Source organism: Arthrobacter sp. ISL-65 (genome assembly GCF_018613795.1).
Taxonomy (GTDB): domain Bacteria; phylum Actinomycetota; class Actinomycetes; order Actinomycetales; family Micrococcaceae; genus Arthrobacter.
Genome location: NZ_JAGGPN010000062.1, coordinates 1 through 22,287, shown reverse-complemented (window position 1 = coordinate 22,287; position 22,287 = coordinate 1). Strand labels below are relative to the sequence as shown.

At 67.6% G+C, this 22,287-nt stretch carries 24 protein-coding genes; 16 read left to right on the top strand and 8 right to left on the bottom strand.

The features are described 5' to 3' along the window. The 3 genes from J7I85_RS23190 to J7I85_RS23180 all read left to right on the top strand — a co-directional run. Positions 1 to 334: aldo/keto reductase (locus J7I85_RS23190; RefSeq protein ID WP_214857846.1), on the top strand; the 334-nt coding region annotated here is incomplete at its 5' end. A gap of 8 nt (positions 335 to 342) precedes the next feature. After that, positions 343 to 1,197, top strand: coding sequence for an SDR family oxidoreductase (locus J7I85_RS23185; RefSeq protein WP_214857838.1), 855 nt, complete (start codon positions 343 to 345; stop codon positions 1,195 to 1,197). 128 nt (positions 1,198 to 1,325) lie between these two features. After that, the gene (locus tag J7I85_RS23180; RefSeq protein WP_214857836.1) at positions 1,326 to 2,450 is read left to right on the top strand and encodes a sulfite oxidase; all 1,125 of its coding nucleotides are present in this window, start codon (positions 1,326 to 1,328) and stop codon (positions 2,448 to 2,450) included. Between the two features lie 50 nt (positions 2,451 to 2,500). Here the strand turns inward: J7I85_RS23180 and J7I85_RS23175 are convergent, their stop codons facing one another. The 3 genes from J7I85_RS23175 to J7I85_RS23165 all read right to left on the bottom strand — a co-directional run bounded on the left by J7I85_RS23175 (position 2,501) and on the right by J7I85_RS23165 (position 4,692). Then, on the bottom strand, positions 2,501 to 2,992 hold the full coding sequence (locus J7I85_RS23175; RefSeq protein ID WP_214857834.1) for an RpiB/LacA/LacB family sugar-phosphate isomerase: 492 nt from the start codon (positions 2,990 to 2,992) through the stop codon (positions 2,501 to 2,503). A 69-nt stretch (positions 2,993 to 3,061) separates the two neighbouring features. After that, the gene (locus J7I85_RS23170; RefSeq protein WP_214857826.1) at positions 3,062 to 3,835 is read right to left on the bottom strand and encodes an SDR family NAD(P)-dependent oxidoreductase; all 774 of its coding nucleotides are present in this window, start codon (positions 3,833 to 3,835) and stop codon (positions 3,062 to 3,064) included. 32 nt (positions 3,836 to 3,867) lie between these two features. Continuing rightward, entirely contained in the window at positions 3,868 to 4,692 is an 825-nt protein-coding gene (locus J7I85_RS23165) for a sugar phosphate isomerase/epimerase (protein ID WP_214857823.1), read from the bottom strand. 191 nt (positions 4,693 to 4,883) lie between these two features. Here J7I85_RS23165 and J7I85_RS23160 point away from each other — a divergent pair, with 191 nt between their 5' ends. The 7 genes from J7I85_RS23160 (at position 4,884) to J7I85_RS23135 (ending at position 10,503) form a co-directional block, all read left to right on the top strand. After that, complete coding sequence (locus tag J7I85_RS23160; protein WP_214857821.1) at positions 4,884 to 6,221, top strand: MFS transporter; 1,338 nt, start codon at positions 4,884 to 4,886, stop codon at positions 6,219 to 6,221. Between the two features lie 76 nt (positions 6,222 to 6,297). After that, a complete protein-coding gene (locus J7I85_RS23155; RefSeq protein ID WP_214857819.1) occupies positions 6,298 to 7,209 on the top strand; it encodes a transketolase in 912 nt (303 codons plus the stop codon). Further along, positions 7,206 to 8,225: a transketolase family protein gene (locus tag J7I85_RS23150; RefSeq protein ID WP_214857817.1), complete on the top strand. Its 1,020-nt coding sequence runs from the start codon at positions 7,206 to 7,208 to the stop codon at positions 8,223 to 8,225. Before J7I85_RS23155 ends, J7I85_RS23150 begins: the two co-directional genes overlap by 4 nt. A gap of 135 nt (positions 8,226 to 8,360) precedes the next feature. Beyond that, positions 8,361 to 9,017, top strand: a complete 657-nt coding sequence (locus J7I85_RS23145) for a GntR family transcriptional regulator (protein ID WP_214857815.1) — start codon at positions 8,361 to 8,363, stop codon at positions 9,015 to 9,017. Positions 9,018 to 9,192: 175 nt separating this feature from the next. Then, positions 9,193 to 9,756: a glycosyltransferase family 2 protein gene (locus tag J7I85_RS25390; RefSeq protein ID WP_251024750.1), complete on the top strand. Its 564-nt coding sequence runs from the start codon at positions 9,193 to 9,195 to the stop codon at positions 9,754 to 9,756. Further along, complete coding sequence (locus tag J7I85_RS25385; protein ID WP_251024749.1) at positions 9,672 to 10,085, top strand: glycosyltransferase family 2 protein; 414 nt, start codon at positions 9,672 to 9,674, stop codon at positions 10,083 to 10,085. The genes J7I85_RS25390 and J7I85_RS25385 overlap by 85 nt, the downstream gene beginning before the upstream one ends. 34 nt (positions 10,086 to 10,119) lie before the next feature. Next, complete coding sequence (locus tag J7I85_RS23135; protein ID WP_214857808.1) at positions 10,120 to 10,503, top strand: RNA-binding S4 domain-containing protein; 384 nt, start codon at positions 10,120 to 10,122, stop codon at positions 10,501 to 10,503. A 7-nt stretch (positions 10,504 to 10,510) separates the two neighbouring features. Here the strand turns inward: J7I85_RS23135 and J7I85_RS23130 are convergent, their stop codons facing one another. Genes J7I85_RS23130 through J7I85_RS23120 form a run of 3 tightly spaced genes read right to left on the bottom strand, consistent with a single transcriptional unit; the run spans position 10,511 to position 13,406 of the window. Next, complete coding sequence (locus J7I85_RS23130; RefSeq protein ID WP_214857806.1) at positions 10,511 to 11,161, bottom strand: dihydrofolate reductase family protein; 651 nt, start codon at positions 11,159 to 11,161, stop codon at positions 10,511 to 10,513. Continuing rightward, positions 11,158 to 12,828: a DUF4389 domain-containing protein gene (locus J7I85_RS23125; protein ID WP_214857805.1), complete on the bottom strand. Its 1,671-nt coding sequence runs from the start codon at positions 12,826 to 12,828 to the stop codon at positions 11,158 to 11,160. The genes J7I85_RS23130 and J7I85_RS23125 overlap by 4 nt, the downstream gene beginning before the upstream one ends. Next, positions 12,825 to 13,406: a hypothetical protein gene (locus J7I85_RS23120; protein WP_214857803.1), complete on the bottom strand. Its 582-nt coding sequence runs from the start codon at positions 13,404 to 13,406 to the stop codon at positions 12,825 to 12,827. Before J7I85_RS23120 ends, J7I85_RS23125 begins: the two co-directional genes overlap by 4 nt. 241 nt (positions 13,407 to 13,647) lie before the next feature. Between J7I85_RS23120 and J7I85_RS23115 the strand changes: the two genes are divergently transcribed. The 3 genes from J7I85_RS23115 (at position 13,648) to J7I85_RS23105 (ending at position 16,874) form a co-directional block, all read left to right on the top strand. Continuing rightward, positions 13,648 to 15,168, top strand: coding sequence for an amidohydrolase (locus tag J7I85_RS23115; protein WP_214857801.1), 1,521 nt, complete (start codon positions 13,648 to 13,650; stop codon positions 15,166 to 15,168). Positions 15,169 to 15,275: 107 nt separating this feature from the next. Continuing rightward, positions 15,276 to 15,893, top strand: a complete 618-nt coding sequence (locus J7I85_RS23110; RefSeq protein ID WP_214857800.1) for a uracil-DNA glycosylase — start codon at positions 15,276 to 15,278, stop codon at positions 15,891 to 15,893. 27 nt (positions 15,894 to 15,920) lie between these two features. Continuing rightward, entirely contained in the window at positions 15,921 to 16,874 is a 954-nt protein-coding gene (locus tag J7I85_RS23105) for a hypothetical protein (protein WP_214857798.1), read from the top strand. A 9-nt stretch (positions 16,875 to 16,883) separates the two neighbouring features. Here the strand turns inward: J7I85_RS23105 and J7I85_RS23100 are convergent, their stop codons facing one another. Both J7I85_RS23100 and J7I85_RS23095 read right to left on the bottom strand, forming a co-directional pair. Next, positions 16,884 to 18,203, bottom strand: a complete 1,320-nt coding sequence (locus J7I85_RS23100; RefSeq protein ID WP_214857796.1) for a type II toxin-antitoxin system HipA family toxin — start codon at positions 18,201 to 18,203, stop codon at positions 16,884 to 16,886. Then, on the bottom strand, positions 18,200 to 18,553 hold the full coding sequence (locus tag J7I85_RS23095) for a type II toxin-antitoxin system Y4mF family antitoxin (RefSeq protein ID WP_214857794.1): 354 nt from the start codon (positions 18,551 to 18,553) through the stop codon (positions 18,200 to 18,202). The genes J7I85_RS23100 and J7I85_RS23095 overlap by 4 nt, the downstream gene beginning before the upstream one ends. A 205-nt stretch (positions 18,554 to 18,758) precedes the next feature. On the opposite strand from J7I85_RS23095, the gene J7I85_RS23090 reads away from it, so the two are divergent. The 3 genes from J7I85_RS23090 (at position 18,759) to J7I85_RS23080 (ending at position 22,046) form a co-directional block, all read left to right on the top strand. Then, positions 18,759 to 19,475 carry a FadR/GntR family transcriptional regulator gene (locus tag J7I85_RS23090; protein WP_214857791.1) on the top strand — a complete coding sequence of 239 codons (717 nt, stop codon included), beginning with the start codon at positions 18,759 to 18,761 and terminating at the stop codon, positions 19,473 to 19,475. A 66-nt stretch (positions 19,476 to 19,541) separates the two neighbouring features. After that, complete coding sequence (locus tag J7I85_RS23085) at positions 19,542 to 20,603, top strand: asparaginase (protein ID WP_214857790.1); 1,062 nt, start codon at positions 19,542 to 19,544, stop codon at positions 20,601 to 20,603. 9 nt (positions 20,604 to 20,612) lie between these two features. Next, positions 20,613 to 22,046: an aspartate ammonia-lyase gene (locus tag J7I85_RS23080; protein WP_214857788.1), complete on the top strand. Its 1,434-nt coding sequence runs from the start codon at positions 20,613 to 20,615 to the stop codon at positions 22,044 to 22,046. Positions 22,047 to 22,287: the final 241 nt, after the last annotated feature.

The following is a 22,287-nucleotide window of genomic DNA, read 5'->3' as shown; positions in this document are numbered from 1 at the left end:
GGAGGGCAGCCGCGCCACCGACGACAAGGGCGGTGCCAGGATGATCCAGCGCTGGATGCGGGACGACGTCCTGGCCGCCGTGCAGGAGCTGCGCCCGGTCGCCGAGGAAACCGGGCTGACCATGCCCCAGCTGGCGGTGGCCTGGGTGCTGCAGAACCCGAACGTTGCCTCGGCCATCGTGGGCGCTTCCCGGCCGGAACAGGTCGCCGACAGCGCCGCGGCCGCGGGAGTGCGCCTTGAACCGGACGTCCTGAAGAAGATCGACGCCGCCGTCGGCTCCCTCGCCGAGCGGGACCCGGCCCAGACAAAGTCCCCCGCAACACGGGAGGCCTAGGAGCGCCCATGACTGATCTTCCAGACCTTGCTGTCACCGGTGCCACCGGGGTCCTGGGCGGTATGGTGGCCCGCCAGCTGTCCGACGCCGGGTTCTCCCAACGACTGCTGGTGCGCGACCCCCGGCGGGCGCCGGGCCTGTTGGACGCCGCCCCGGCGGTGGCGGTCAGCTACGGGGACCCCGTACTGTCGCGCCCGGCCCTGGAGGGGGTCAAGGTCCTGTTCATGGTGTCGGCGGCGGAGGCGGAGGACCGGTTGCAGCAGCATTACGCCTTCGTGGACGCCGCCGCGGAGGCAGGCGTGCAGCACATTGTGTACACGTCCTTCTTCGGTGCGGCGCCGGACTGCACCTTCACGCTGGGCCGCGACCACTACGCTACCGAGGAGCGGATCAGGGCGTCCGGCATGGGGTTCACCTTCCTGCGGGACAACTTCTACCTGGATTTCCTGCCCATGCTTGCCGGGGAGGACGGCGTCATCCGGGGTCCGGCGGGCGACGGCGTGATGGCCGCCGTCGCGCGGGAGGACATTGCCCGGTCCGCGGTGGCCGTGCTGCGTGACCCGGCCGTCCACGCCGGGGCAACCTACGACCTGACCGGCCCGGAGGACATCTCGCTGGCGCACGCCGCCGAGGTGCTTACGCGTTCCACGGGCAGGACCGTCACGTACCAGCACGAAACCGTGAAGGAGGCGTTCGCCTCCCGCGACTCCTACGGCGCCCCGGCGTGGCAGGTCGAGGCCTGGGTCAGCACGTATACGGCGATAGCCGCAGGAGAGCTGGCCGGGGTGACGTCGGACGTGCACGGCCTCACGGGCCAGGACCCTATGCCACTCGAGGAACTGGTGAAGCTGCCGCAGCTGTAGGGGGCGACGGTGCCGGGCTGTTGACGGTCATATGCGCGCGGCGTAAACCTGTGAGGAGGAGCACGCCTCTTGGCAGCTGCACCCTGCAGCACCAGAGAAACCGCAGCACCGAGCAGAATCGCCAGGCCATGTCCAAGCTGATCTACCGACGCCGACCGTCCGCCCGCCCCGCAGCACATTCCGGTGTAACAGCACACTCCGGTGAACCCACGCATGGCCCGCTCACCAGGGAAGAGCTGCAGCTAGCCGTGCGGAACCACTCCATGCCGCTCGAGGCCCTGCGCGAGGACGTGACTCCGCCCGGGCTGCATTACGTGCTGACGCACTTCGACATTCCGGACGTCACCGGACCCTGGCACCTGCGGATCGGCGGCGCCGTGGAGCGGGCGATGGAACTGAGCCTTGCGGCGTTGAAGCGCGATCCTGCCATCAGCGTCCAGGTGACCATGGAATGCGCCGGCAACGGGCGTTCGCTGCTGAGGCCGCGGCCGCTCAGCCAGCCCTGGACGCTGGAGGGCGTGGGAACGGCCGTATGGACTGGTGTTCCGCTCGCTTACCTGCTGGCCCAGGCCGGCGTCGAGCCCGAAGCCGTCGAGGTGGTTTTCACCGGGCTGGATGCCGGAATCCAGGGCGGCGTCCGGCAGCAGTACGCCCGGAGCCTGCCGATTTCGGAAGCGTCCCGGGCCGACGTCGTGCTTGCCTACAAGATGAACGGCACCGAGCTGCCGCCCCAGCACGGCTATCCGCTGCGGCTCGTCGTTCCGGGCTGGTACGGCATGGCAAGCGTCAAGTGGCTGCAGTCGATCCAGGTGGTCACGACACCGTTCACCGGGTTCCAGCAGTCGGTCGCCTACCGTTACCAGCACAACGCGGACGACGCCGGCACGCCGGTTTCGCGGATCAGGGTGCGGTCCCTGATGGTTCCGCCGGGCATTCCTGACTTTTTCACCCGCCGCAGGTACCTGCCCCGCGGGCCCGTCATGCTCCAGGGGCGGGCGTGGTCCGGTGAGGGCGCAGTAACGAAGGTGGAGGTCGGCATCGACGGCAAGTGGGTTACGGCGCAGCTGGACAAGCCTGCCGGTGCCTTTGCCTGGCGCGGCTGGAGCCTGCCATGGGTGGCCGACCCCGGCCACCACGAACTGGCGTGCCGGGCAAGCGACGCGACCGGTTCCACCCAGCCGCTGGAGCAGCACTGGAATTACCAGGGCCTGGGCAACAACACGGTGCAGCGGGTGCGGGTCATCGTCGAATAGGTGTCACTGCAGAATGCACCAGGGTGAATGAACCGGGGAGTTACGGCCGCTCAGCACCCTTCGTAATCGCTGAGCACATTCAGCTTGCCTGCCGACGCCGATCCCGGGTCGAAGGTGTAGCCCACCCATTCCCGCGCGAGCCTGCGCGCCAGTTCCAAACCGACCACCCGCTGGCCCATGGTGAGGACCTGGCAGTTGTTGGAAAGCACGGACCGTTCCACCGAGAACGAGTCGTGGGCGGTGGCGGCACGGACGTCCGCCACCTTGTTGGCGGCGATCGCCACGCCGATCCCCGTCCCGCAGAACAGGATGGCCCGGTCCGCCTGTCCGTCCCGGATCATCTCGCCCGCAGTGATGCCGACATGCGGGTACGGCTTGCTGAACTCGTTGGGCTCGTCGCTGCGGTTGACCCCGATGTCGATCACGTCGGCCACCCGGGGGTCGGAGCGGAGATCCTCCAGGACACGGTTCTTGTAGTCGACGCCGGCTTCATCGGCGCCCACGATGAGCCACAGCGCGGGAGCACCTGCTGCGGCGGTCATACAGCGGCTCCCGCTGCGGCGGGGAGCTGCGCACCTGGTGCGCAGCGCGTGTAAGCGGGGTCCGCGTTCTTAGTGCATGTGGCTTCCGCCGTTGATGTCGATGGTGGTGCCGGTCAGGTAGGCGGAGTCGTCGGAGGACAGGAAGGTGATGACGGCGGCGACTTCTTCGGTGGTGGCGTTACGGCCCAGCGGGATGCCGGCGTTGATGGCGGCCTCCTGCTCCTCGGTGCTGCCGACGCGGATGTTGGTGTCCACGGCGCCCGGGGTGATGGCATTGACCGTGACGCCGGAGTCCCCGAGCTCACGGGCGAGGGCCTTGGTGAAGCCGAGGATGGCGGCCTTGGCGGCGGAGTAGGGGACCTTGCCGAAGACGCCGCCGCCGCGCTGCGCGGAAACAGAGGACATGTTGACGATCCGGCCCCAGCCGTTGTCGATCATGTCCGGCAGGAAGGCCTTCGTGACGAGGTAGGTGCCGGTGGAGTTCACGGCCATGACCTTGTTCCACAGCTCAAGCGTGGTTTCCAGGAAGGGCACGGGCGAGGTGATGCCGGCGATATTGGCCAGGGCGCCGACGGCGGGAAGGGCGCCGTTCTTGACCTCGGCTGCCACTGCCTTGTACGCGGCGTTGACGGAGTCCTCGCTGGCAACGTCGATCTCATAGCCGAACGCCGGGACGTTGAATTCGTTGCTGATTTCGGTGGCGACCTTCGCGGACTTCTCGCCGTCGAGGTCCAGGATCACCACGCCCCAGCCCTGGCTGGCGTAGCGGCGGGCGGTGGTGATGCCGATGCCCCGCTCCGAAGTGGCTCCGGTGAGGACGGCGGTGCGTTGAGTGTCAGACATGATTCTCCTACGTGATTCTTGTGGTGGGTTGATCAGATGAGGTCGGTGATGAAGCTGGCTGCCTTCGCGGCGGCCGCCGGGCGCTCATCGTGGGTGATGTCCCGGGTTTCGAGTTCCAGGCTGAAATGCCCGGTGTAGCCCTGGGCCGCGAGGGCCTGCAGGCCGGCGGCGAAATCCGCCTGGCCGTCGCCGATGCTGAGGTTGATGTTGCCCGGCACGGCGTCGCGCAGGTGCACGTGGGCTATTCGGCCCTCGTGGATTGCCAGGTACTCCAGCGGGTCCTCGCCGGCGGCGACGATGTGGCTAAAGTCCATGACAATCCCGACGCCGGAGCCCGCCAGCTTCTGCGCCAGCAGTTCGGCCCGTTCGAGGTTCCAACAGAACCGCAGGAAGTGCAGCGATTCGGTCCAGAGTTCGACGCCGAACCCTGCCGCGCGCTCCTCCGCCCGGATCAGCTGGGCGGCGACGGTGTCCAGATCCTCCTCGAGGCTCCGCACCGGCTCGTGGCTCAGTGCTCCACAGGGAAGGACCAGCGCTTTGGCTCCGGTTTTCGCGGTGAGGGTGAGCAGGACATCAAGGTGACTGTCCCGCTCAGCCTGCTGGCCGGCGTCGAGCACCGCGTTAAGGTCCCCGATATCCCCGTTGACGGAACGCACCCGGAGGCCGGATGCAGCCACGTCACTGGCTACGGCGGAGACGGCGTCCTCGTCCAGCTCATACGGAACGTGGTTGCAGACGCCGGGAAGGGCGCCCAGGTCGATCTCGCCGAAACCGAGCCCGGCGATGGTTCCCAGGGCTGTCGGCAGATCCTGGTGGCGGAAGCTGATGGAAGAGCACCCGAGTCGGGAATGGAACATCGTCGTTGATCCTCTGGGTCGCGCCCGGCAGGCGGTAGTGATGGACACCACATTAGCTGCGCTGACTGTTAACAGTCAACTCCGGACGGTGACTGTTGACAGTCAGCATGACGCCCGTCACACTGGGACGTATCTTGTTAACAGTCGACAGCGCTGGACTTTCTTCAGCCGCTCTTCGAAAGGGAACCACCATGAGCAACGAAGCTCTGAACATGCGGGGGCCGGTCCACGGCACCAAGGACGCCAGGCGGGTCGCCATCGGCTCGGGCGTCGGCGCCGTGATCGAGACGTACGACTTCATTGGCTTCGGTACTGCGGCCGCCCTCTACTTCGGAACTGCGTTCTTCCCCACCGGTGACCCGGTAACCGGAACGCTCGCCGCCTTCGCCACGCTCGGCGTCGGCTTCGCCGCCCGGCCGCTGGGCGGCATCATCGGCGGGCACCTCGGTGACAAGGTAGGACGCAAGCCCGTGCTCGTCGCGTCGCTGATCCTCATGGGCGTGGCCACCTTCCTCATCGGACTGCTTCCCACCTACAGCCAGGTGGGCCTGTGGGCCCCCGCACTGCTCGTATTTGTCCGCATCGTTCAGGGCCTGGCCTTCGGCGCCGAATGGGGCGGAGCGATCCTGATGAGCTACGAGCACGCGCCGTGGAAGACCAAGGGCAAGTACACCGGAATTGTCCAGGCCGGCTTCCCGGTGGGCCTGCTGCTGGCCAACCTGGTGTTCCTGGTCAGCGTGAACCTCGGCGGCGAGCTCGCCTGGCGCATCCCCTTCCTTGCCAGCATCGTGCTGGTTGTGGTTGGCCTGATCATCCGCTCCAAGGTCCCCGAGTCCCCCGTCTTCGATGAGGTCAAGGACAGCGGGGCCATCGTGAAGTCCCCGATCATCGAGGTCATCAAGACCGACTGGCGCAATATCGTCAAGGGCATCGGCCTGCGCATCGCCGAGACCGCCGGCTACGCCGTCTCCGTCACGTACATGATTTCCTACCTCAACAGCCAGCACCTGGCCGACAAGACCCAGACGCTCGTCGCTCTCTGCATCGCCTCCGCCATCGGCATCTTCGCCACCCAGGCCTGGGCCCGGCTGACCGACAGGATCGGCCGCCGGCCGCTCTACGTCTGGTCCACCGCCTTCGCCGCACTGTTCGCCATCCCGATGTTCCTGCTGGTCAACACCGGCCTGTTCGTCTTCATCATCGCCACGATCGTCATCTCCTACGCGGTCTGCCAGAACTCCCTCGCTGGAGCCCAAGGGCCCTGGTTCCCCGAACTCTTCCAGGCCAAGACCCGCGCCTCCGGCGCCTCGCTGGCCTACCAGATCTCCGCCATGGTCTCCGGCTTCACCCCGTTCATCACCACCCTGCTGTTCGTCAGCTTCGGCTGGATGGGCCCGGCGCTGCTCTTCGGCACCTACGCCCTGATCGGCCTTTGGGCAGCAATCGCCACCCGCGAAACCTGGGGCAAGCGGGAACGTGAGCTGGCTGACGAGGTCACCAGAAGCACCCCCGCGCGCGTAGACGCCTAGCCGCGCTCCCGCTTACCTACCCCAGGGCTCCACGGCCTTACAGGCGGCACAGCCGCCACCTCTGAAAGGGAGAATCATGGTTCTCAGCCAAGAAATACACACGCCAAACCAAGCCCCCGGCGATGCCGGGGAAACCGCAGCCGACCGCCTCGAGCGGGTGTCCGCCGCGGCGTACCGGATCCGACACCATGCCCTGAACATGGGCGAGGTCCAGGGCCAGGGCTATGTGGGCCAGGCGCTCGGCGCAGCGGACATGCTCGCCACCGTCTACGGAGACCAGCTGAACTTCCGTGCCGAGGATCCGCACTGGGAGGGCCGGGACCGGTTCCTGCTCTCCACCGGCCACTACGCGATTGGACACTACGCCGCCCTCGCCGAGGCGGGCATCGTCCCGGTCGAGGAGCTGGAAACCTACGGCTCGGACGATTCCCGGCTTCCGATGTCCGGCATGTCCACCTACACCCCCGGCATGGAAATCTCCGGCGGCTCCCTGGGCCACGGGCTGACCATCGCCGTCGGCATGGCCCTGGGCCTGCGCTATCAGGGCTCCGGCGCCCGGGTGTTCAACTTCCTCTCCGACGGCGAGCTGGACGAAGGTTCCACCTGGGAAGCCGCAATGGGCGCGCACCACCACCAGCTGGGCAACCTGACCGCCATGGTGGACATCAACGCCCTGCAGGCCGACGGCAAGACCGACACGGTGCTCCGCACCGAGCCAGTGACCGAAAAGTGGGAATCGTTCGGCTGGTACACCCAGCGCGTGGACGGCAACGACGTCGGCGCGCTGCTCGCAGCGTTCGACAACGCCGCCGCCCAGGCCACCGCCACCGGACGCCCCTCCGTGATCCTGTGCGACACCAAGGTGGGCCGGGGCGTACCCCTGCTGGAGGAACGGGAAAAGGCGCACTTCATGCGCATCGAAGAGAACGAATGGCAGACCTGCCGCGAGCAGCTCACCGCCGGCTACGAAGGAAAGGTTTCAGCATGAGCGCCACCACCGAGGCTCCCGACACTACTACAGCCGCGAAGCCGAAGCTGAAGACCTCGGCGATGATCGCCTCCTTCGCCGACGCCGGCCAGAAGACCGCGTCCGCGCCGTTCGGCCACGCACTGGTCAAGGCCGCGCAGGAGAATGACAGGATCGTTGGCCTCACCGCGGACCTGGGCAAGTACACGGACATGCACATCTTCGCCCAGGCCTTCCCGGAACGGTTCTTCCAGATGGGCATGGCCGAGCAGCTGCTCTTCGGCGCAGCAGCCGGCCTCGCCGAAACCGGCCTGGTGCCGTTCGCCTCCACCTACTCCGTGTTCGCGGCACGCCGCGCCTACGACTTCCTCTGCCTGGACGCCGCCGAACCGAACCTGAACGTCAACATCGTGGGCGGCCTCCCCGGACTCACCACCGGATACGGCCCCAGCCACCAGGCCACCGAGGATATGGCGATCTTCCGCGGCATGCCCAACCTGACCATCGTGGACCCCTGCGACTCCATCGACATCGAACAGGCCGTCCCGCAGCTCGCAGCCAGCGAAGGACCCACCTACCTGCGCCTGCTCCGCGGCAACGTGCCCACGGTACTGGACGAGTACGGCTACAACTTCGAACTCGGCAAGGCCAAAGTCCTGCGCGGAGGCAACGACGTCGTGTTCATCTCCTCCGGCCTGATGACCATGCGCGCCCTCCAGGCAGCCAAGGCCCTCGCGGAACACAACGTGGACGTCGCCGTCGTCCACACGCCCACCATCAAACCGTTCGACGCCGAAACCGTCCTGGCCGAGATCAACACCGACCGGCTGGCCGTGACCCTGGAAAACCACAGCGTCATCGGCGGGCTGTTCGAAACGGTGGCTTCCGCCGTCGTGACCGCCGGCATCGGCAAGCGCGTGGTGCCGGTGGCGCTGCCCGACGAGTTCCTCGACGCCGGCGCCCTGCCCACGCTGCACGAACGCTACGGCCTCACCGTCCAGCGCATCGTGGCGAAGGTACTCGCCGAGCTCAGCTAGAGCCGGGCTTCGGCTCCGCTGGAGCGCAGCCACGGCAGGAGCGAAGGGACAACAGCTGCCCCCAGCGCTCCTGCCGTGGCATCATTGTTAACACGGCGACTGTAAACAGTCGACCTCTGACCTTGGGAGAATCCGATGGCCGCGACAGCAGCCCTGCTGGGACTGGAAAAGAAGAGCCTCCGCGAGCAGGCGCTGGCCGCGTTGCGCACGGCCATCACCAGCGGCGCCCTCGAGCCCGGCCGCCACATGGTGGAAACCGAGCTGTCCGAAATGCTGCAGATCAGCCGCGGAACACTCCGGGAGGCCCTGCGGCAACTCCAGCAGGAAGGCCTCGTGTCCGCGGGCGCCCGAGGCAGGCTCTCGGTCCGGCACCTGGACGCCAAGGAAATCCGCGACATCTACTCCGTCCGGGCGGCCCTTGAATCCCTGGCTGCCCGCACCCTCTGCGAACTGCCGGACCGCCAGCACGTCATCGGGTCCCTCCGCGCAGCCATCCAGGCCATGGAGGCGTCCACCCACGGCACGCTGGAGGAGAGGGTTGAATCCGACCTCGACTTCCACCGCACCATGTGCCGCCTCACCGGCAACGAGACCCTTCTCCACTCGTGGGAATCCCTGGAAGGGTCCATCCGGATGTCCATCATGTTCGCCGGGCTCGAAAAGGGCGTGCGGAACATGAGCGTGGACCGGCACAACGACATCGTCGCCGCCATCGAAACCGGCGACGCCTCCCTGGCCCGCAACACCATCCGCGAGCACATGGACTCCGCCGCGGCCGTCCTGGTCGCGTAGTTTTCGCACCGAGAGGTGAGCTCTCGACGCTGTCGGCGAGTCCCGTCCGACACGCCTTAAGCGCGTTTAGGCGGCAAAAGCCCTGGGTACCTGAACCCAGTGCACCGTACGACTCATCGGTCCCGACCGGCCTATTGGTCGCGGCCGTCACATTGGTCCCGGAAAGGCGGTGATCATGGATCGCCACACATCCGCGAACTGGGCCTCAGGCCACACCATTGAGGACGCCGTCCTGGACATCCTCATCCCCACCTGCAACCGGCCAGCCGAGCTTGCCGTCACGCTGGCCGGGCTTGCGGCGCAGGAGGGCCCGGTCTTCCGCCTGGTGCTTAGCGACCAGTCGGACGGGCCGCCGGCCTGGGAGCATCCGCCGGCAGCCAGCCTGCTCCGGGTTCTTCGTGCGCAGGGCACCGCCGTCGAGCTGCATCGGCACATGCCGCGCCGGGGCCTCGCCGAACACCGCCACTTCGTCCTGGAACGGGCACGGGCAGACAAAGTGCTGTTCCTCGATGACGATATCTGGCTGGAGCCGGGCGCGCTGGCCAGAATGAGTGATGCCCTCGATGAACTGGGCTGCGGCTTTGTGGGCATGGCCCCTCAGGGCCTGTCCTTCCTGGACGACCGCCGCCCCGACCAGACCGGAACCTTCACGCCATGGCAGGGACCCGTGACCCCGAGCGCATCCGTCCCGGCGAGGAGGCTTTTGAGCGCTGGCCGCTGCACAGCGCAGCCAACCTGAGCCACCTGAGCACCGAGCTGGGACTGAAATCAGGGCAGTGGATTCCGTACAAGGTGGCCTGGCTGGGCGGGTGCACCATGTTCCGCCGCCAGGCCCTGGAGGACGCGGGCGGCTTCCGGTTCTGGACTCAGCTTCCACCCGAGCACTGCGGTGAGGACGTGGTGGCCCAGTGGCGGGTGATGGAAAAGTTCGGCGGCGCGGGCATCCTGCCCACGGGCGCCGTCCACCTGGAATCTCCCACCACGGTCACGGACCGCCGGGTGGAGGCCTTCGACATCGTGCTGGCGGACGGCCCGACGTCGGCAGGTTCCGCCGTCCCGGACGCCTGAGCCAGCGGCGCCCCGGCTATACTCGGCTGCAATCATGAGCAGCCTTCCCTCAGCCCCCGCCACCGTCCGCGTCGACGCCTGGCTGTGGGCGATCCGCGCCTACAAGACCAGGTCCGCCGCCACCGCCGCGTGCCGTGCCGGGCATGTGCGCATCAACGGAAACCCGGCCAAGGCCTCGCAGTCACTCGTGCCCGGCGACACCGTGCGCGTCCGCCAGCCCGGTTATGAGCGCATCCTCGAGGTGCGCAGGCTTATCGCCAAGCGGGTGGGTGCAGAGGCAGCGTCGCACTGTTTCACGGACCATACGCCTCCCCGGCCCGTGGCGCCGGCGCTCGGGCTGCCGCAGCGGGACCGCGGGACCGGCCGGCCCACCAAGAAGGACCGCCGCGAAATGGAGCGCCTGCGCGGCTTGGGCTGACAGCGCCTCAGTCCTTAACCTGCTCCCGGCCTTCCCGCACCTCGAACTCCCCTACCTCCAGGTCAGCGGCACCGAAGGCGGCGGGCAGGAGGGTCAGGTGGACGGCACCTGACGACGTCGCCTTGCTCCCGGCCAGGGTAAATGCCGACGGCGTGACGCCGGGCTCGAAGAGCCGCTTGCCCTGGCCGAGGACCACGGGGAAGATGATCAGCCGGTACTCGTCCACCAGGCCGGCGTCGTGCAGGGCGCGGACCAGCCGGTAGCTGCCGTGGACCTGGAGCTCCCGGCCCGGGCCCGATTTGAGGTCGTCAACGGCTTCGAGGAAGTTTGCGGGAAGGATGGAGGTGTTGTTCCAGGTCGCCTCGGTAAGCGTTGAGGACACCACGTACTTGGGCAGGCTGTTGAGCGCCCTGGCAACGGCGTCGTCCGGGTCCGTGACCTGCTCCCAGTAGGGCTGGAACATCTGGTAAGTGGTGCGGCCGAGCAGGATCGCATCGGCTTCGGCGAACCACCCGTTCACGATCCTGCCCATGTCCTCGTCGAAGAGCGGCACCAACCAGCCGCCGAATTCGAAGCCGCCGCTGGTGTCCTCGTCCCTGCCGCCCGGGCCCTGCATGACGCCGTCGAGGCTCACGAAGGTGTGAACGGTGAGTTTCATGACGGCCCTCTTGGTGGAGTGGTTTGTGGACTTGCGACCGAGGCTCCGCCGGGATCGACGGGGCCCATGTCGAGCCGGAACGGAGGATACTCGTCCCGCATCAGCGCCACGTATGCCGCGACGCGGTAAACCCAGCGGTTGAGGCCGATCAGCAGGTCGAACAGGGTCCGGAGGTACCTGCCGGTGAACAGCAGAATGACGCCGGCAATGAAGGCCAGCAGCGTGAGCAGCGAGACCGCGCTGCCTGCCGTGTAGCCCCCGGCCCCGACGAAGTCATCGTCGGAGGAGGCCATCCAGGTACGTGAGGATCCCGCGAGCACGCCCACAATCAGGAGGTGCGGGATGGCCAGCAGCCAGGACTTCACCAGCACCAAACCGCGCGAGAGGTGGTCCGGATAGTCGACGTCAAAGTCGGCCGGGTAGTCAGTGCGGGCCAGGGTAAAGGGCGGGTAGCGGTCCGTCCCGATCGCCGTGAAGGCGTAGAAGGACACCCGCCAGCTCCAGCGCAGCACGCCCACGTTGAAGTTGAACAGCGAATGCGGGTAGTGGGCGGTGAAGAGGATCGCGAACCACGCCACGATGCTGGTGACAATCAGGGCGAACCAGAGGAAGAACAGGACGATCAGGTGCGGGATGGCCAGGAACCATTTCACCAGCCACATCCACCGGGACAGGGCCGGGTCGACGTGACCGGTCAGGCGGGCCGGGTACCTCGGGTTCTCGAATTGGTCGACGACGGCGGGTGGTGGCGGTGCGCCCGCCCCGCCACCGGGGGCGGGATAGCCAGGGGCGGGATAGCCCGCAGCCGGGTAGCCCGGTCCTTCCCCCGGCACGGCAGAACTGGCGAACGGCCCGGTGGCGCCGGCAGCGGCGGGAGGTCCCGCCGTCGGGGTTTCCACTGGTGGGGCATGCCCCGCGAGCGGATGACCAGGGGGATAGGGTTGGTACTGGCCTGGTGGATAGTGGGCCGGGGGAAGATGCGGCGGCGGCCCGTGCCGTCCGAGCCCCATTGCACCCGCAATGATCAGTGGCACTCCGATGACCAGCAACACGATCCCGGCAATGAGCAGCCACAGGAACAGCGGCCAGAGCAGGTCGGAGCGGACGCCTGCCTGCAGATCCACGGACACCGGGGCGGTGGCGTCGGCGTTCATGACCACCACGGTCCAGCTGCCGGGAAGGATGTTCCATTTGAGTTCCTGCGTGCCGGTGCCTTCGGCGGATGTGACCCAGAAATTCTGGGCACCGGGGCGGGCAGGCGTCCGCGTGCCGGGCACTTCGGTGTAGTCGACCCTGAAGGGCCGCAGATTCAATTCCCGGATTTCGGAGCGCTTGACGCCCTCGAGATAGCGCACCGCGTCCTGCTGCGGTGCGATGCCAATGAAAATCCCCTTGCCTGGAGTGGCTGCCGCTCCGCGGAGCAGGATGCTGCCTGCCGTTTCCGAAGGAATGACGTCCGGCAGCCTGCCTCTGACCATGACATCCAGCCCTGCCGTGGTGATGGCGGAGGACGCGGCGTCGAACCGGTGCGATTGAGTGGTGAAGTAGCCTTCGTCGCGCTGCTGGAAGTTGAGCCAGCCCACCCCGGCTGCGCCCGCCAGCAGCCCCAGTCCCAGGAGCGCGGCGATTGTACCGAGGACGAGCATCACCATGCGGCCAGGTTTCATGCCGGTTCCTTATCTCTGGCCCTGCGGCGGGCTGCCGCCCGTGGTTCGGCATGGCTGGGGTGGGCGGTGCCCGGTTCCATGGCAGTTGCTTGGACATCGTTTGATCGGGCGGTGCGTGATCGGGCGGTGGATGGTTCGGCGTTGCGTTCCTGGATTCTGCTGGCCTTGTTGCTGTGCTTGCCGTCGGGGTGCTGATTGTCTTTGTGCTTGCCGTCCGGGGGCTTGTGATCGCCGCGCCCGTGAGTGAATGAGGGGTGCGCGTGGATGCCCGGCCGGGGGTCCAGGATGCTCAGCCGGCAAGGTTTCTCGGACGTGCCCTCGCCGCTGAGTTGGGTGAGCTGGGCGGGATCATGGAGCGAGGTGATGGTGTCCATGGCGGCGCGTGCCATCGACAGGTCCAGAATGATTTCCTTGCCCGGAAGCAGAGTCCTGGCACGCCGTGCAACAACATAAAGCGCCCGGATGTTGGCCGGCGTCAGGGTTCCGCGGACCTCGATGCAGGCGCGCTCCATGTTCGCGTCGATGTGGACCACGACCTTGAGACGGTGATGGCTTGCGGTGATGTCCACAGCGCTCACGTCCCCCTGGCGGGCAGTCGCTGCCCAAGTTGACTCGGCCGTAACGTATCAAGGTAGCGGATACTAAAGTTCATGTGGCCTACGCCTCCCCGACTTCGCTGTCGGAACCGTGTCACGTCCAGAATGCACCCTGTTGCCAGCGCTGGGAAGAGGAGTGCCGGTGAGCCATGGCGGCGCGGGGCAACGAAAGAGGGGTGCGGCGCGGATTGGTGCTGACCGGATACCTGCCTAGCCTGTCCCTATGCCTTCCAGCCAGGACCGCCCAGCAGCTCAAGACCCGATGCTCACTGACATGGTGCTCGCGTCCGTGAGGCTACGGGGCGACACAGAGTGCTCCGACCTCCATATTCGCAACGGCCGGGTGTCCGCAATCACCGCAGCCGGAGAACGCCCCGAAGGTTCCACGGCAGCGGATGCCCAGGTGCTGGATCTCGAGGGATGCTTCGTCATCCCCGGGCTGTGGGACGAGCACGTCCACCTGACGCAGTGGGCGCTGGCTGCCAACCGCATCGACCTCTCCGGCGCCGCTTCGGCGAGCGCCGCCGTCGAGCTTGTCCGGAAGCGGATTGCCGCGGCAGGCGGGGCCAGTACGGTGGTGGGTGCGGGCTTCCGCGACGCCATTTGGGGCGACGTCCCGAGCGCCCAAATGCTCGACGACGCCACATGGGAAGTCCCCACCGCCCTGATCAGCCATGATCTGCATTGCGTCTGGCTGAATTCGGCGGCTGCGCGGCGCTTCGGGGTTCAGCTTCCGGCAGACGGCCTGCTCCGTGAGGAACCGGCGTTCGCCCTCACGCGCGAACTCGGAAAGCTGCCCGACGACGTCGTGGACAGCTGGGTCGGCGCGGCAGGCCAGGCGGCCGCCGCCCGCGGAGTTGTTGGCGTGGTGGACCTGGAGATGACGTGGAACCGCGACGTCTGGCTGCGCCGGATCCGCGGCGGATTCGGCTCGTTGCGCGTTGACGCGGGCGTGTACCCGGAGGATCTGGAGCGGGCGGCCGCTGCCGGGATGCGCACGGGGCAGCTGGTCGACGGCGGTGCTGGCCTTCTGCGGGTGGGTCCGCTGAAGGTGCTCATCGACGGCTCCCTCAACACCCGTACCGCCTTTTGTGTTGACCCGTACCCGCACGGCGGGCGCGGCATCCTGACCGTGAGCGAACCCGAACTTGTTGCCCTGCTCGCCAGGGCCCGGGAGACGGGCTTCGTTCCGGCGGTCCATGCCATTGGCGACGGCGCCAACAAGGTTGCGCTGGATGCCTTCGCCGAAGTTGGGATCGGCGGCCGGATCGAGCACGCCCAGTTTGTACGGCAGGAGGACTTCCCCCGGTTCGGTGAGCTTGGCCTGACGGCCAGCGTCCAGCCCGTGCACGCGCTCGACGACCGCGACGCCGCTGACGCCAACTGGGCCGGCCGCACTGACCGGGCCTTCCCGCTGCGCTCGCTGCTGGACGGCGGTGCGCGGCTGGCGCTGGGGTCCGATGCGCCGGTGGCACCCCTTGATCCGTGGCTGGCGATGTCCGCCGCGACAGCCCGGGCGCGGGACGACGGCCGAGGGCCGTGGCACCCGGAGCAGGCCCTGACCCGGGACCAAGCGCTAGTCGCCTCAACCCGCGGGCGCGGCCGGATCCGGACCGGTGATGTGGCGGATATCGCCGTGCTGAACGCTGATCCCCTTGGCGTGCCCGATGCCGTGTTCGCAACGATGCCCGTGGCTGCCACGCTCATGGCGGGCCGGTTCACGTTCCGGGGCGCAGGGGTTTAGGCGTCCTGTTGGATCGGCGGTAACTCCCCCAAGCACCCTTACGGTCAAAAGCGTAGAGTGGCCTAAGACGCCTGATTCTTGGACGCCATGCAGCTAAGGGAGAAATCGTGACGATTGACTGGGACGAAAAGAAAGCCCTGCTACAGGAACCGAACATCGCAGCAGTAACGCAACTGTGCGATGAACTTATGGAGAAGAAGCCGGGATCCATCGTCCCCTACATCGACCCCGTCCATGACGAGGACGAATGCCGCATAGTCACTCTCCAGGTAAGCCCGGGCAAGGGAACCGAATCGGGTTTCGTTTCCCATTTCAACGACGACGAGGCCGCCCGGCGCGCCACCCAGATCTACGAGCTCGCCGAACTGGACCCGCGCTACGTCATGCCGTGGAATGCCTACCCCTGGGTGCGCGACCCGGACATGCCCTCCGCCCTCAGCATCCAGGAGAAGACCGACGGACTTCGGCCCTTCCGGCAGTTCATGAAGATCAACCGACGCGTCTCGGCCGTCATCGCCCATGGAACCGACGCCGCCACCTTCCTGACGCTCTTCGAGAAGACCTACCATGCCTCACTCAAGAACAGCGGCATCAAAATCTACAAGGCCAGCGCGCTCGGCGGCCGGGCCTTTGCTGTTTCCGAGGCCAAGCAGGAAGAACTCCTGACCAAAAGCGTGGACGTCTACAAAGACGCCATGCAGCGCGCGGGCATCCAGCACCTTTAGCGCCGGTTTTGCGGATCGGTTAAGTAGGTGCTCGACTGGCTGCTCGATTCCGACCCGTCGATCCGCTGGCAGGTCCTGCGTGACCTGACGGATGCCCCTGCCGAAAAGGTCCGCGCCGAACGGGACCGCGTGACCACCGAGGGCTGGGGTGCGCGCATGCTCGCCCTGCAGGGCGGCGACGGCCAGTGGGGCGGCGGCACGTTTTTCCCGGTCCCGTATGACGGCTCCGAGCCGGGCCAGCCGTGGACCGCCACCATGTACAGCCTGCTTCTCCTGCGCGACCTCGGACTCGAGCCCGGAAGCGCAGCAGCCTGCAGGGCAGTGGCAAAAGTCCGGGAGAACAGCCGCTGGGAGGAGGGCGGCCAGCCGTTCTTCGACGGCGAGGCGGAGCCCTGCATCAACGGCAAGGCCGTGGCCCTCGGAGCGTACTTCGGCGAGAACGTCGACGGCATCGTCCATCGGCTCCTCGGCGAGCAGCTCGCCGACGGTGGCTGGAACTGCGAGGCGGAGCGGGGGTCGGTGCGCTCGTCGTTCGCCACCACCATCAACGTGCTGGAGGGGCTGCTGGAACACGAGCGGGCCACGGGGGGAACTCCGGAATCCGTTGAGGCGCGGAAGCGGGGCGAGGAGTATCTGCTGGAACGTGCGCTGCTCCGGCGCAAGAGCACCGGCGAGCTGGTGGACCCGGACTGGCTGCAGTTTTCCTACCCGACCCGCTGGTTCTACGATGCGCTCCGCGGCCTTGACTACTTCCGCGACTCGTACTCCCAAGGCACGGGCGGACCGCCGGACATCCGCCTCGCCGAGGCCGTCGGCCTGCTCCGCTCAAAACGGCAGCCCGACGGAACCTGGCTGCTCGAGAACACCCATCCGGGACGCATCCACTTCGCCATGGAGGACGGCGACGGACGCCCCAGCCGCTGGAACACGCTTCGGGCCCTGCGCGTCCTCAACTGGTACGACGGCGGTCCGTCCCACTAGTTCCGGGGCTCACCCCTCCAGCAGCCTCCGCCGGTGCTTGAGCTCCTTGACCCACGCCCTGGTGACCATGTCCGGAAAAGGTGAGGCGCCGCCGTCGTCCGTTGGAACCGTGTCCGTTAAAACGGCAGCCGTTGCCGTAAACGCCGTTGAAGCGAAGGCCGTCCCGGCCTCCAGATCAGCCAACAGCGGGCCCGCGGCCTTCAGCGCCAGATCCACCGCCTGCACCGCCGTTCGTTCGGGCAGCCCGAGGCCCGCGGCCCAGGCCAGGAAGTGCTTGCGCGAGATGCCGCTGCGCTTGCCGCCGAGCGTCAGGGCGAGCGTCTTGTCCCCGTAGACCACTGTGGAGGGGATGTCGTAGACGGGCGCGATGGACCATTCCCCGTGCGGCTGCTGCACCATGGACACGTTTTTCGCATGGAGGTCGCCGTTGCCGCTGAGCAGGGCGAAGGCGGCCTGAATGGCGAGGTTCCGCAGCGCCGGCAGCGGCGCCGCGCAGTATTCGGATAGCGCGTGGCATACCGTTCCGAACCCCACGTTGTACTTGTCCGCCGGGTACAGCTTCAACACCTGCGCGCCGTCCTCGACGGCGAGTCGCTCTACCGCGTCCGGCCCGCCAGCCGCGCCTTGCGCGCCCGCCACTATTCCGGCCGTTGCTGTCCCTCCTGCCAAGGGCACCCGGTCGAACCGCTCCACCAGCAGCCCCGGCCGGCCGGCGACGTCGCGCATCAGCTGCACCCGGCTCAGCGGAATCCGGAGCTTCGCCGCATAACGGAACATGATGAATTCGTTCTCCACCACGTGCGGGAACTCGGGCGCGTTGAGCTTAAGGATGAACCGGCGCCCCGCGCTGGCTACGGGCATGGAAATCATCCCGGCGGACAGCTTGTCCTGTACGCCCGCGAGCGCCACCGGATCGATCAGGCCTGAGTCGCCCAGCAGCTCGTCGAAGTCCACGGGCCTGCGCGGATCCACCTCGACGGCGTGCTCCTCCGGGTCCAGCGGCTCCCCGTGGCCCACGATCTGCACGTCGCCCACGGGGTTGCCGCCGGCGGCGATCAGCAGCGAGAGGTCATCGTCGGCGCTGGTCTTGATGGACCGGCGCAGCGCGTTCAGCCGCCGGCCCTCCGGGAGCAGGCCAGTGAAGTACGGCGGTGCGGCCCCTGCTCCGGAGAGCACAGGTTCCGCTGTAAGCGGCAGGGAACTCGCGACGGCGGGGCGGCCGCTTTGCAGGTAGGCCGGCAGGTAGCTGAACCTGGTGCCGCCGTCGTGCCGTTCCAGCCGGGCGGCCAGGACGCCACGCTTGTAGATGTCAGCGATCCGGTGCCTCACGGCTGGTTCTCCCGTTCGCTGGGCTCGTGGCCTTCCGGTGGGGCCGCCGACGGCGGGACGTCCGGCGGCGGTTGTGTCAGCGGTAGCTCCGACGGCTGGGTCACCAGTGACTGGGTCACCAGTGCGCGGGCGGCGGCGCTGGTCCGGGTGGCGAGCTGCAACTCGAGCCCGAGCGTGTCCAGCAACGCCAGCAGGGTGTCCAGCCGGAGGCTTTGTTTGCCCTGCTCGACGAAGCGGACGAAGCGTTCGGAGACCCCGGCCATGCCGGCGAGGTCCTGCTGGCTCAGGCGGAGGTCGGCGCGCCGGGTACGGACGGCCGCGGCGAGCTGTGTGGTGAAGGGGTTGGTCACCGCACCTCCTCAGCAATTAGGAACGATCGTGCCGGTTTGCTCGTAGTTTCCACGCTACGCCCCACCACTCCAAGCGCACAAGACCTGAATCGGAACGAACGTACCGACCAGAGCATGTGCTCTCCCAAGGCCCCGGACTGTCGCGTCCGGACGGGTTCAAGTTTCCGGTTGACACCCGCCTGTGACCCGTGCCATATTCTTAAGCGTGAACCTGTCAGACAGCCGGACAGCCGGACAGCAAATCGGAATGGGCAACTTTCCGCTGGCGCGCCTCAGTGCCGCCGAAGCTGTCTTCAACGCTATCCGCAGCGACATCCAGAGCGGCGCGCTGGCCGTTGGCGCCAAGCTCAGCTCCGAAGCATCTTTGGCCTCGCAGTACGGCGTCAGCCGCTCGGTGATCCGCGAGGCCCTGCGTTCCTGCACCGCCCTAGGCTTGACCGTAACCAAGACCGGCCGCGGCACGTTCGTCGTCGCCGACCATGTGGCGAACGACCTCGTCCTGGGCCAGTTCTCGGCACGGGACCTCACCGAGGCCCGGCCACACATCGAAGTCCCCGCCGCCGGCCTCGCCGCCGAGCGCCGCACCACCGAGGACCTGGAAATCCTTCGCGGCATGATGGCGTCCATGGCTACGGAGACCGATCCAGAAGCCTGGGTCGCCCTCGATTCCAGCTTCCATGCAGCCATCGCCCGCGCCAGCGGCAACAAGGTGTTCGAGAGCGTGGTGGCTGACATCCGCGACGCCCTCGCCCACCAGTCCGAAACCCTCAATATGGTGGCCGACCGCCAGCACGCCTCCGACGTCGAGCACCGCCTCATCCTGGACGCCATCGAAGCCGGCTCCGCTCCAGACGCCGGCGCCGCCATGGCTGAGCACCTGCGCGCCGTCGGTGAAGCCCTCGATTTCATCCTCAACCAGTAACGGCCCAGCCTTCCCGGCACCAGCCACACCCAACTCAACACATCAACACCCAACGCAGAGGACACCATGCCTTCCCCCGCCATGCCGGCAAGCCACTCCCTTTCCGCGCCTCCCGCACCAGCAGCGATCCTGCCGCGGCACGAGCCCCTCGCCTTCCAGACCCGCGACGGGCTGGTCGAAAGCGTCCACTACGGCTCCCTGATCGCCACCGCGCCCGACGGCCGCACCCTGCTCTCAGCCGGCGAACCCCACGCCGCGTTCTACCCCCGGTCCTCGCTCAAGCCCCTGCAGTCCGTGGCCATGGTCCGGGCGGGGCTGGACCTGCCCGCCGACCTGCTGGCCCTCACCGCCGCCAGCCACTCCGGCGCAGCCCGGCACCTCGACGGCGCCAGCCGCATCCTGGAACTCCACGGGCTCACGCCCGCAGCACTCGAAAACAGCACCGACCTCCCCTACGGCGTCCGCGAGCGCGAGGAGTGGCTGCGCGATGGCGGCCTGCCCACACAGCTGGCCCAGAATTGCTCCGGCAAGCATGCCGCCATGGCCGCTACCTGCGTCATCAACGGCTGGCCGGTGCAGGGCTATCTCGACCCCTCCCATCCGTTGCAGAGGCTCGTCGCTGCAACCGTCACCGACTTGACGGGCGAGGAACCCGCCGGTATCAGCACCGACGGCTGCGGCACCCCGCTGTTCGCCCTCACTCTTGCCGGCATGGCCCGCGCCTTCGGCCGCCTAGCCTCGGCCGAACTGGCTGATAGTGCGTCCGCCCCCGAAAGCCCGGAAGCCGCCGTCGCGCATTCCATGCGCCGCCATCCGGAAATGGTGGCGGGCGAGGGCCGCGACGTCACGGAGCTCATGCGCCTCCTGCCCGGCGCCCTTGCGAAGGACGGCTTCGAGGGCATCCAGCTGGTTGGGCTGCCGGACGGACGTGCCGTCGCCGTCAAGATTTCCGACGGCGGTGACCGGGCCCGGATGCCTGTCACCGTCCGCGCGCTGGAAGCGCTCGACGTCGACACCTCCGCCCTTGCGGGCATCGCCACCGGTGCGGTCCTCGGCGGAGGCCGCCAAGTGGGCCTGCTGCAGGCCGCAGACTTTTCCTCCCTGTCCCCGACCGACGACGTTCTCTAAGGACTGCAAATGACCGAAACCCAAACCCTGCCGGATGCCCCTTCCCAGGGCGGCGTGCGCTCCGAGCACGACCTGCTCGGCGACCGCGACATCCCCGCCAGCGCCTACTGGGGCGTCCACACGCTCCGCGCCGTGGAAAACTTCCCCATCACCGGGCAGCCGCTCTCCAGCAACATGCACCTGGTCCGCGGCCTCGCCGCCGTGAAACTCGCGGCCGCCCGCACCAACCTCGAACTCGGGCTGTTGGACGCCGAACGTGCCGCGGCCATCGAACAGGCCTGCACCGATGTGATGAACGGCGAGCTCAGCGAGCAGTTCGTCGTCGACGTGATCCAGGGCGGCGCCGGAACGTCCTCGAACATGAACGCCAACGAGGTCATCGCCAACCGGGCACTGGAAATCCTTGGCCACGCCAAGGGCGACTACGCGCGGCTGCACCCCAACGACCACGTGAACCTCAGCCAGTCCACCAACGACGTCTACCCCACCGCGGTGAAGCTCGGCACCATCTTCGCTGCCCGCCAGCTGCTCTCCGCGCTGGCGGAACTCGAAGAGGCGTTCGCGGAAAAGGCCATGGAGTTCCGTACCGTCGTGAAGATGGGCCGCACCCAGCTGCAGGACGCCGTTCCCATGACCCTGGGCCAGGAATTCGGCACCTACGCCGTGACCATCGGCGAAGACCGGCTCCGCCTGGCCGAAGCCGACCTGCTCATCCACGAGATCAACCTCGGCGCCACCGCGATCGGCACCGGCCTGAACGCCCCCGCCGGCTACGCCGCGGCAGCCTGCCGGCACCTGGCAGAGATCACCGGACTGCCGCTGGTCACCGCCGTCGACCTCATCGAGGCCACCCAGGACGTGGGCGCGTTCGTCCACCTGTCCGGCGTGCTCAAGCGCGTGGCCGTGAAACTCTCCAAGATTTGCAACGACCTCCGCCTGCTCTCCTCCGGACCGCGCGCCGGCTTCGGCGAGATCAACCTACCGGCCGTCCAGTCCGGATCCTCCATCATGCCCGGCAAGATCAACCCGGTGATCCCGGAAGTGGTCAGCCAGGTCGCCTACGAGGTCATCGGCAACGACGTCACCATCACCATGGCCGCCGAAGCCGGGCAGCTCCAGCTCAACGCCTTCGAGCCGATCATCGTGCACAGCCTGCACAAGAGCATCTCGCACCTCGAAGCAGCCTGCCGCACCCTCACGGCCCGCTGCGTCCGCGGCATCACCGCCAACACCGAACACCTGCGCCTCACCGTGGAACAGTCCATCGGCCTGGTGACCGCCCTCAACCCGCACCTCGGGTACGCCACCGCCACCGCCATCGCGCAGGAAGCCCTGGCCACCGGCAAGGGCGTCGCCGAACTGGTCCTTGAACACGGCCTGCTCACCGAAACCCAGCTGCGGGAGCTCCTCAGCCCCGAACGCCTGGCCAACCTCAGCAAGTAACCCCCAACCGCCGATTGAGCCTCGCTGGTTGAGCCTGCCGAAACCAGGTCTCGACAAGCTCGACCGGCGAGCACCGCCACCACTGCTGTTCCCCCCCGCACCGGAAACCAAAGGATCCCCCATGTCCAACTCCCCACAGGGCGCCGCCTCGAACGCGGCGGTCACTGACCATACGGTCCCGGCCCAGGCACACGCCACCGAAAACCTTCTCCACGCTGAGGACAAGGGCTACCACAAGAGC

Excerpts from the sequence above, each read along its gene's own strand:
- J7I85_RS23115 (WP_214857801.1), top strand. The coding sequence starts at position 13,648 with ATGCCTTCCAGCCAGGACCGCCCAGCAGCTCAAGACCCGATGCTCACT.
- J7I85_RS23170 (WP_214857826.1), bottom strand. The coding sequence starts at position 3,835 with ATGTCTGACACTCAACGCACCGCCGTCCTCACCGGAGCCACTTCGGAG.
- J7I85_RS23165 (WP_214857823.1), bottom strand. The coding sequence starts at position 4,692 with ATGTTCCATTCCCGACTCGGGTGCTCTTCCATCAGCTTCCGCCACCAG.
- J7I85_RS23185 (WP_214857838.1), top strand. The coding sequence starts at position 343 with ATGACTGATCTTCCAGACCTTGCTGTCACCGGTGCCACCGGGGTCCTG.
- J7I85_RS23125 (WP_214857805.1), bottom strand. The coding sequence starts at position 12,828 with ATGAAACCTGGCCGCATGGTGATGCTCGTCCTCGGTACAATCGCCGCG.
- J7I85_RS23150 (WP_214857817.1), top strand. The coding sequence starts at position 7,206 with ATGAGCGCCACCACCGAGGCTCCCGACACTACTACAGCCGCGAAGCCG.
- J7I85_RS23080 (WP_214857788.1), top strand. The coding sequence starts at position 20,613 with ATGACCGAAACCCAAACCCTGCCGGATGCCCCTTCCCAGGGCGGCGTG.
- J7I85_RS25390 (WP_251024750.1), top strand. The coding sequence starts at position 9,193 with ATGGATCGCCACACATCCGCGAACTGGGCCTCAGGCCACACCATTGAG.
- J7I85_RS23160 (WP_214857821.1), top strand. The coding sequence starts at position 4,884 with ATGAGCAACGAAGCTCTGAACATGCGGGGGCCGGTCCACGGCACCAAG.
- J7I85_RS23145 (WP_214857815.1), top strand. The coding sequence starts at position 8,361 with ATGGCCGCGACAGCAGCCCTGCTGGGACTGGAAAAGAAGAGCCTCCGC.
- J7I85_RS25385 (WP_251024749.1), top strand. The coding sequence starts at position 9,672 with ATGGCAGGGACCCGTGACCCCGAGCGCATCCGTCCCGGCGAGGAGGCT.
- J7I85_RS23180 (WP_214857836.1), top strand. The coding sequence starts at position 1,326 with ATGTCCAAGCTGATCTACCGACGCCGACCGTCCGCCCGCCCCGCAGCA.
- J7I85_RS23155 (WP_214857819.1), top strand. The coding sequence starts at position 6,298 with ATGGTTCTCAGCCAAGAAATACACACGCCAAACCAAGCCCCCGGCGAT.
- J7I85_RS23130 (WP_214857806.1), bottom strand. The coding sequence starts at position 11,161 with ATGAAACTCACCGTTCACACCTTCGTGAGCCTCGACGGCGTCATGCAG.
- J7I85_RS23175 (WP_214857834.1), bottom strand. The coding sequence starts at position 2,992 with ATGACCGCCGCAGCAGGTGCTCCCGCGCTGTGGCTCATCGTGGGCGCC.
- J7I85_RS23135 (WP_214857808.1), top strand. The coding sequence starts at position 10,120 with ATGAGCAGCCTTCCCTCAGCCCCCGCCACCGTCCGCGTCGACGCCTGG.
- J7I85_RS23085 (WP_214857790.1), top strand. The coding sequence starts at position 19,542 with ATGCCTTCCCCCGCCATGCCGGCAAGCCACTCCCTTTCCGCGCCTCCC.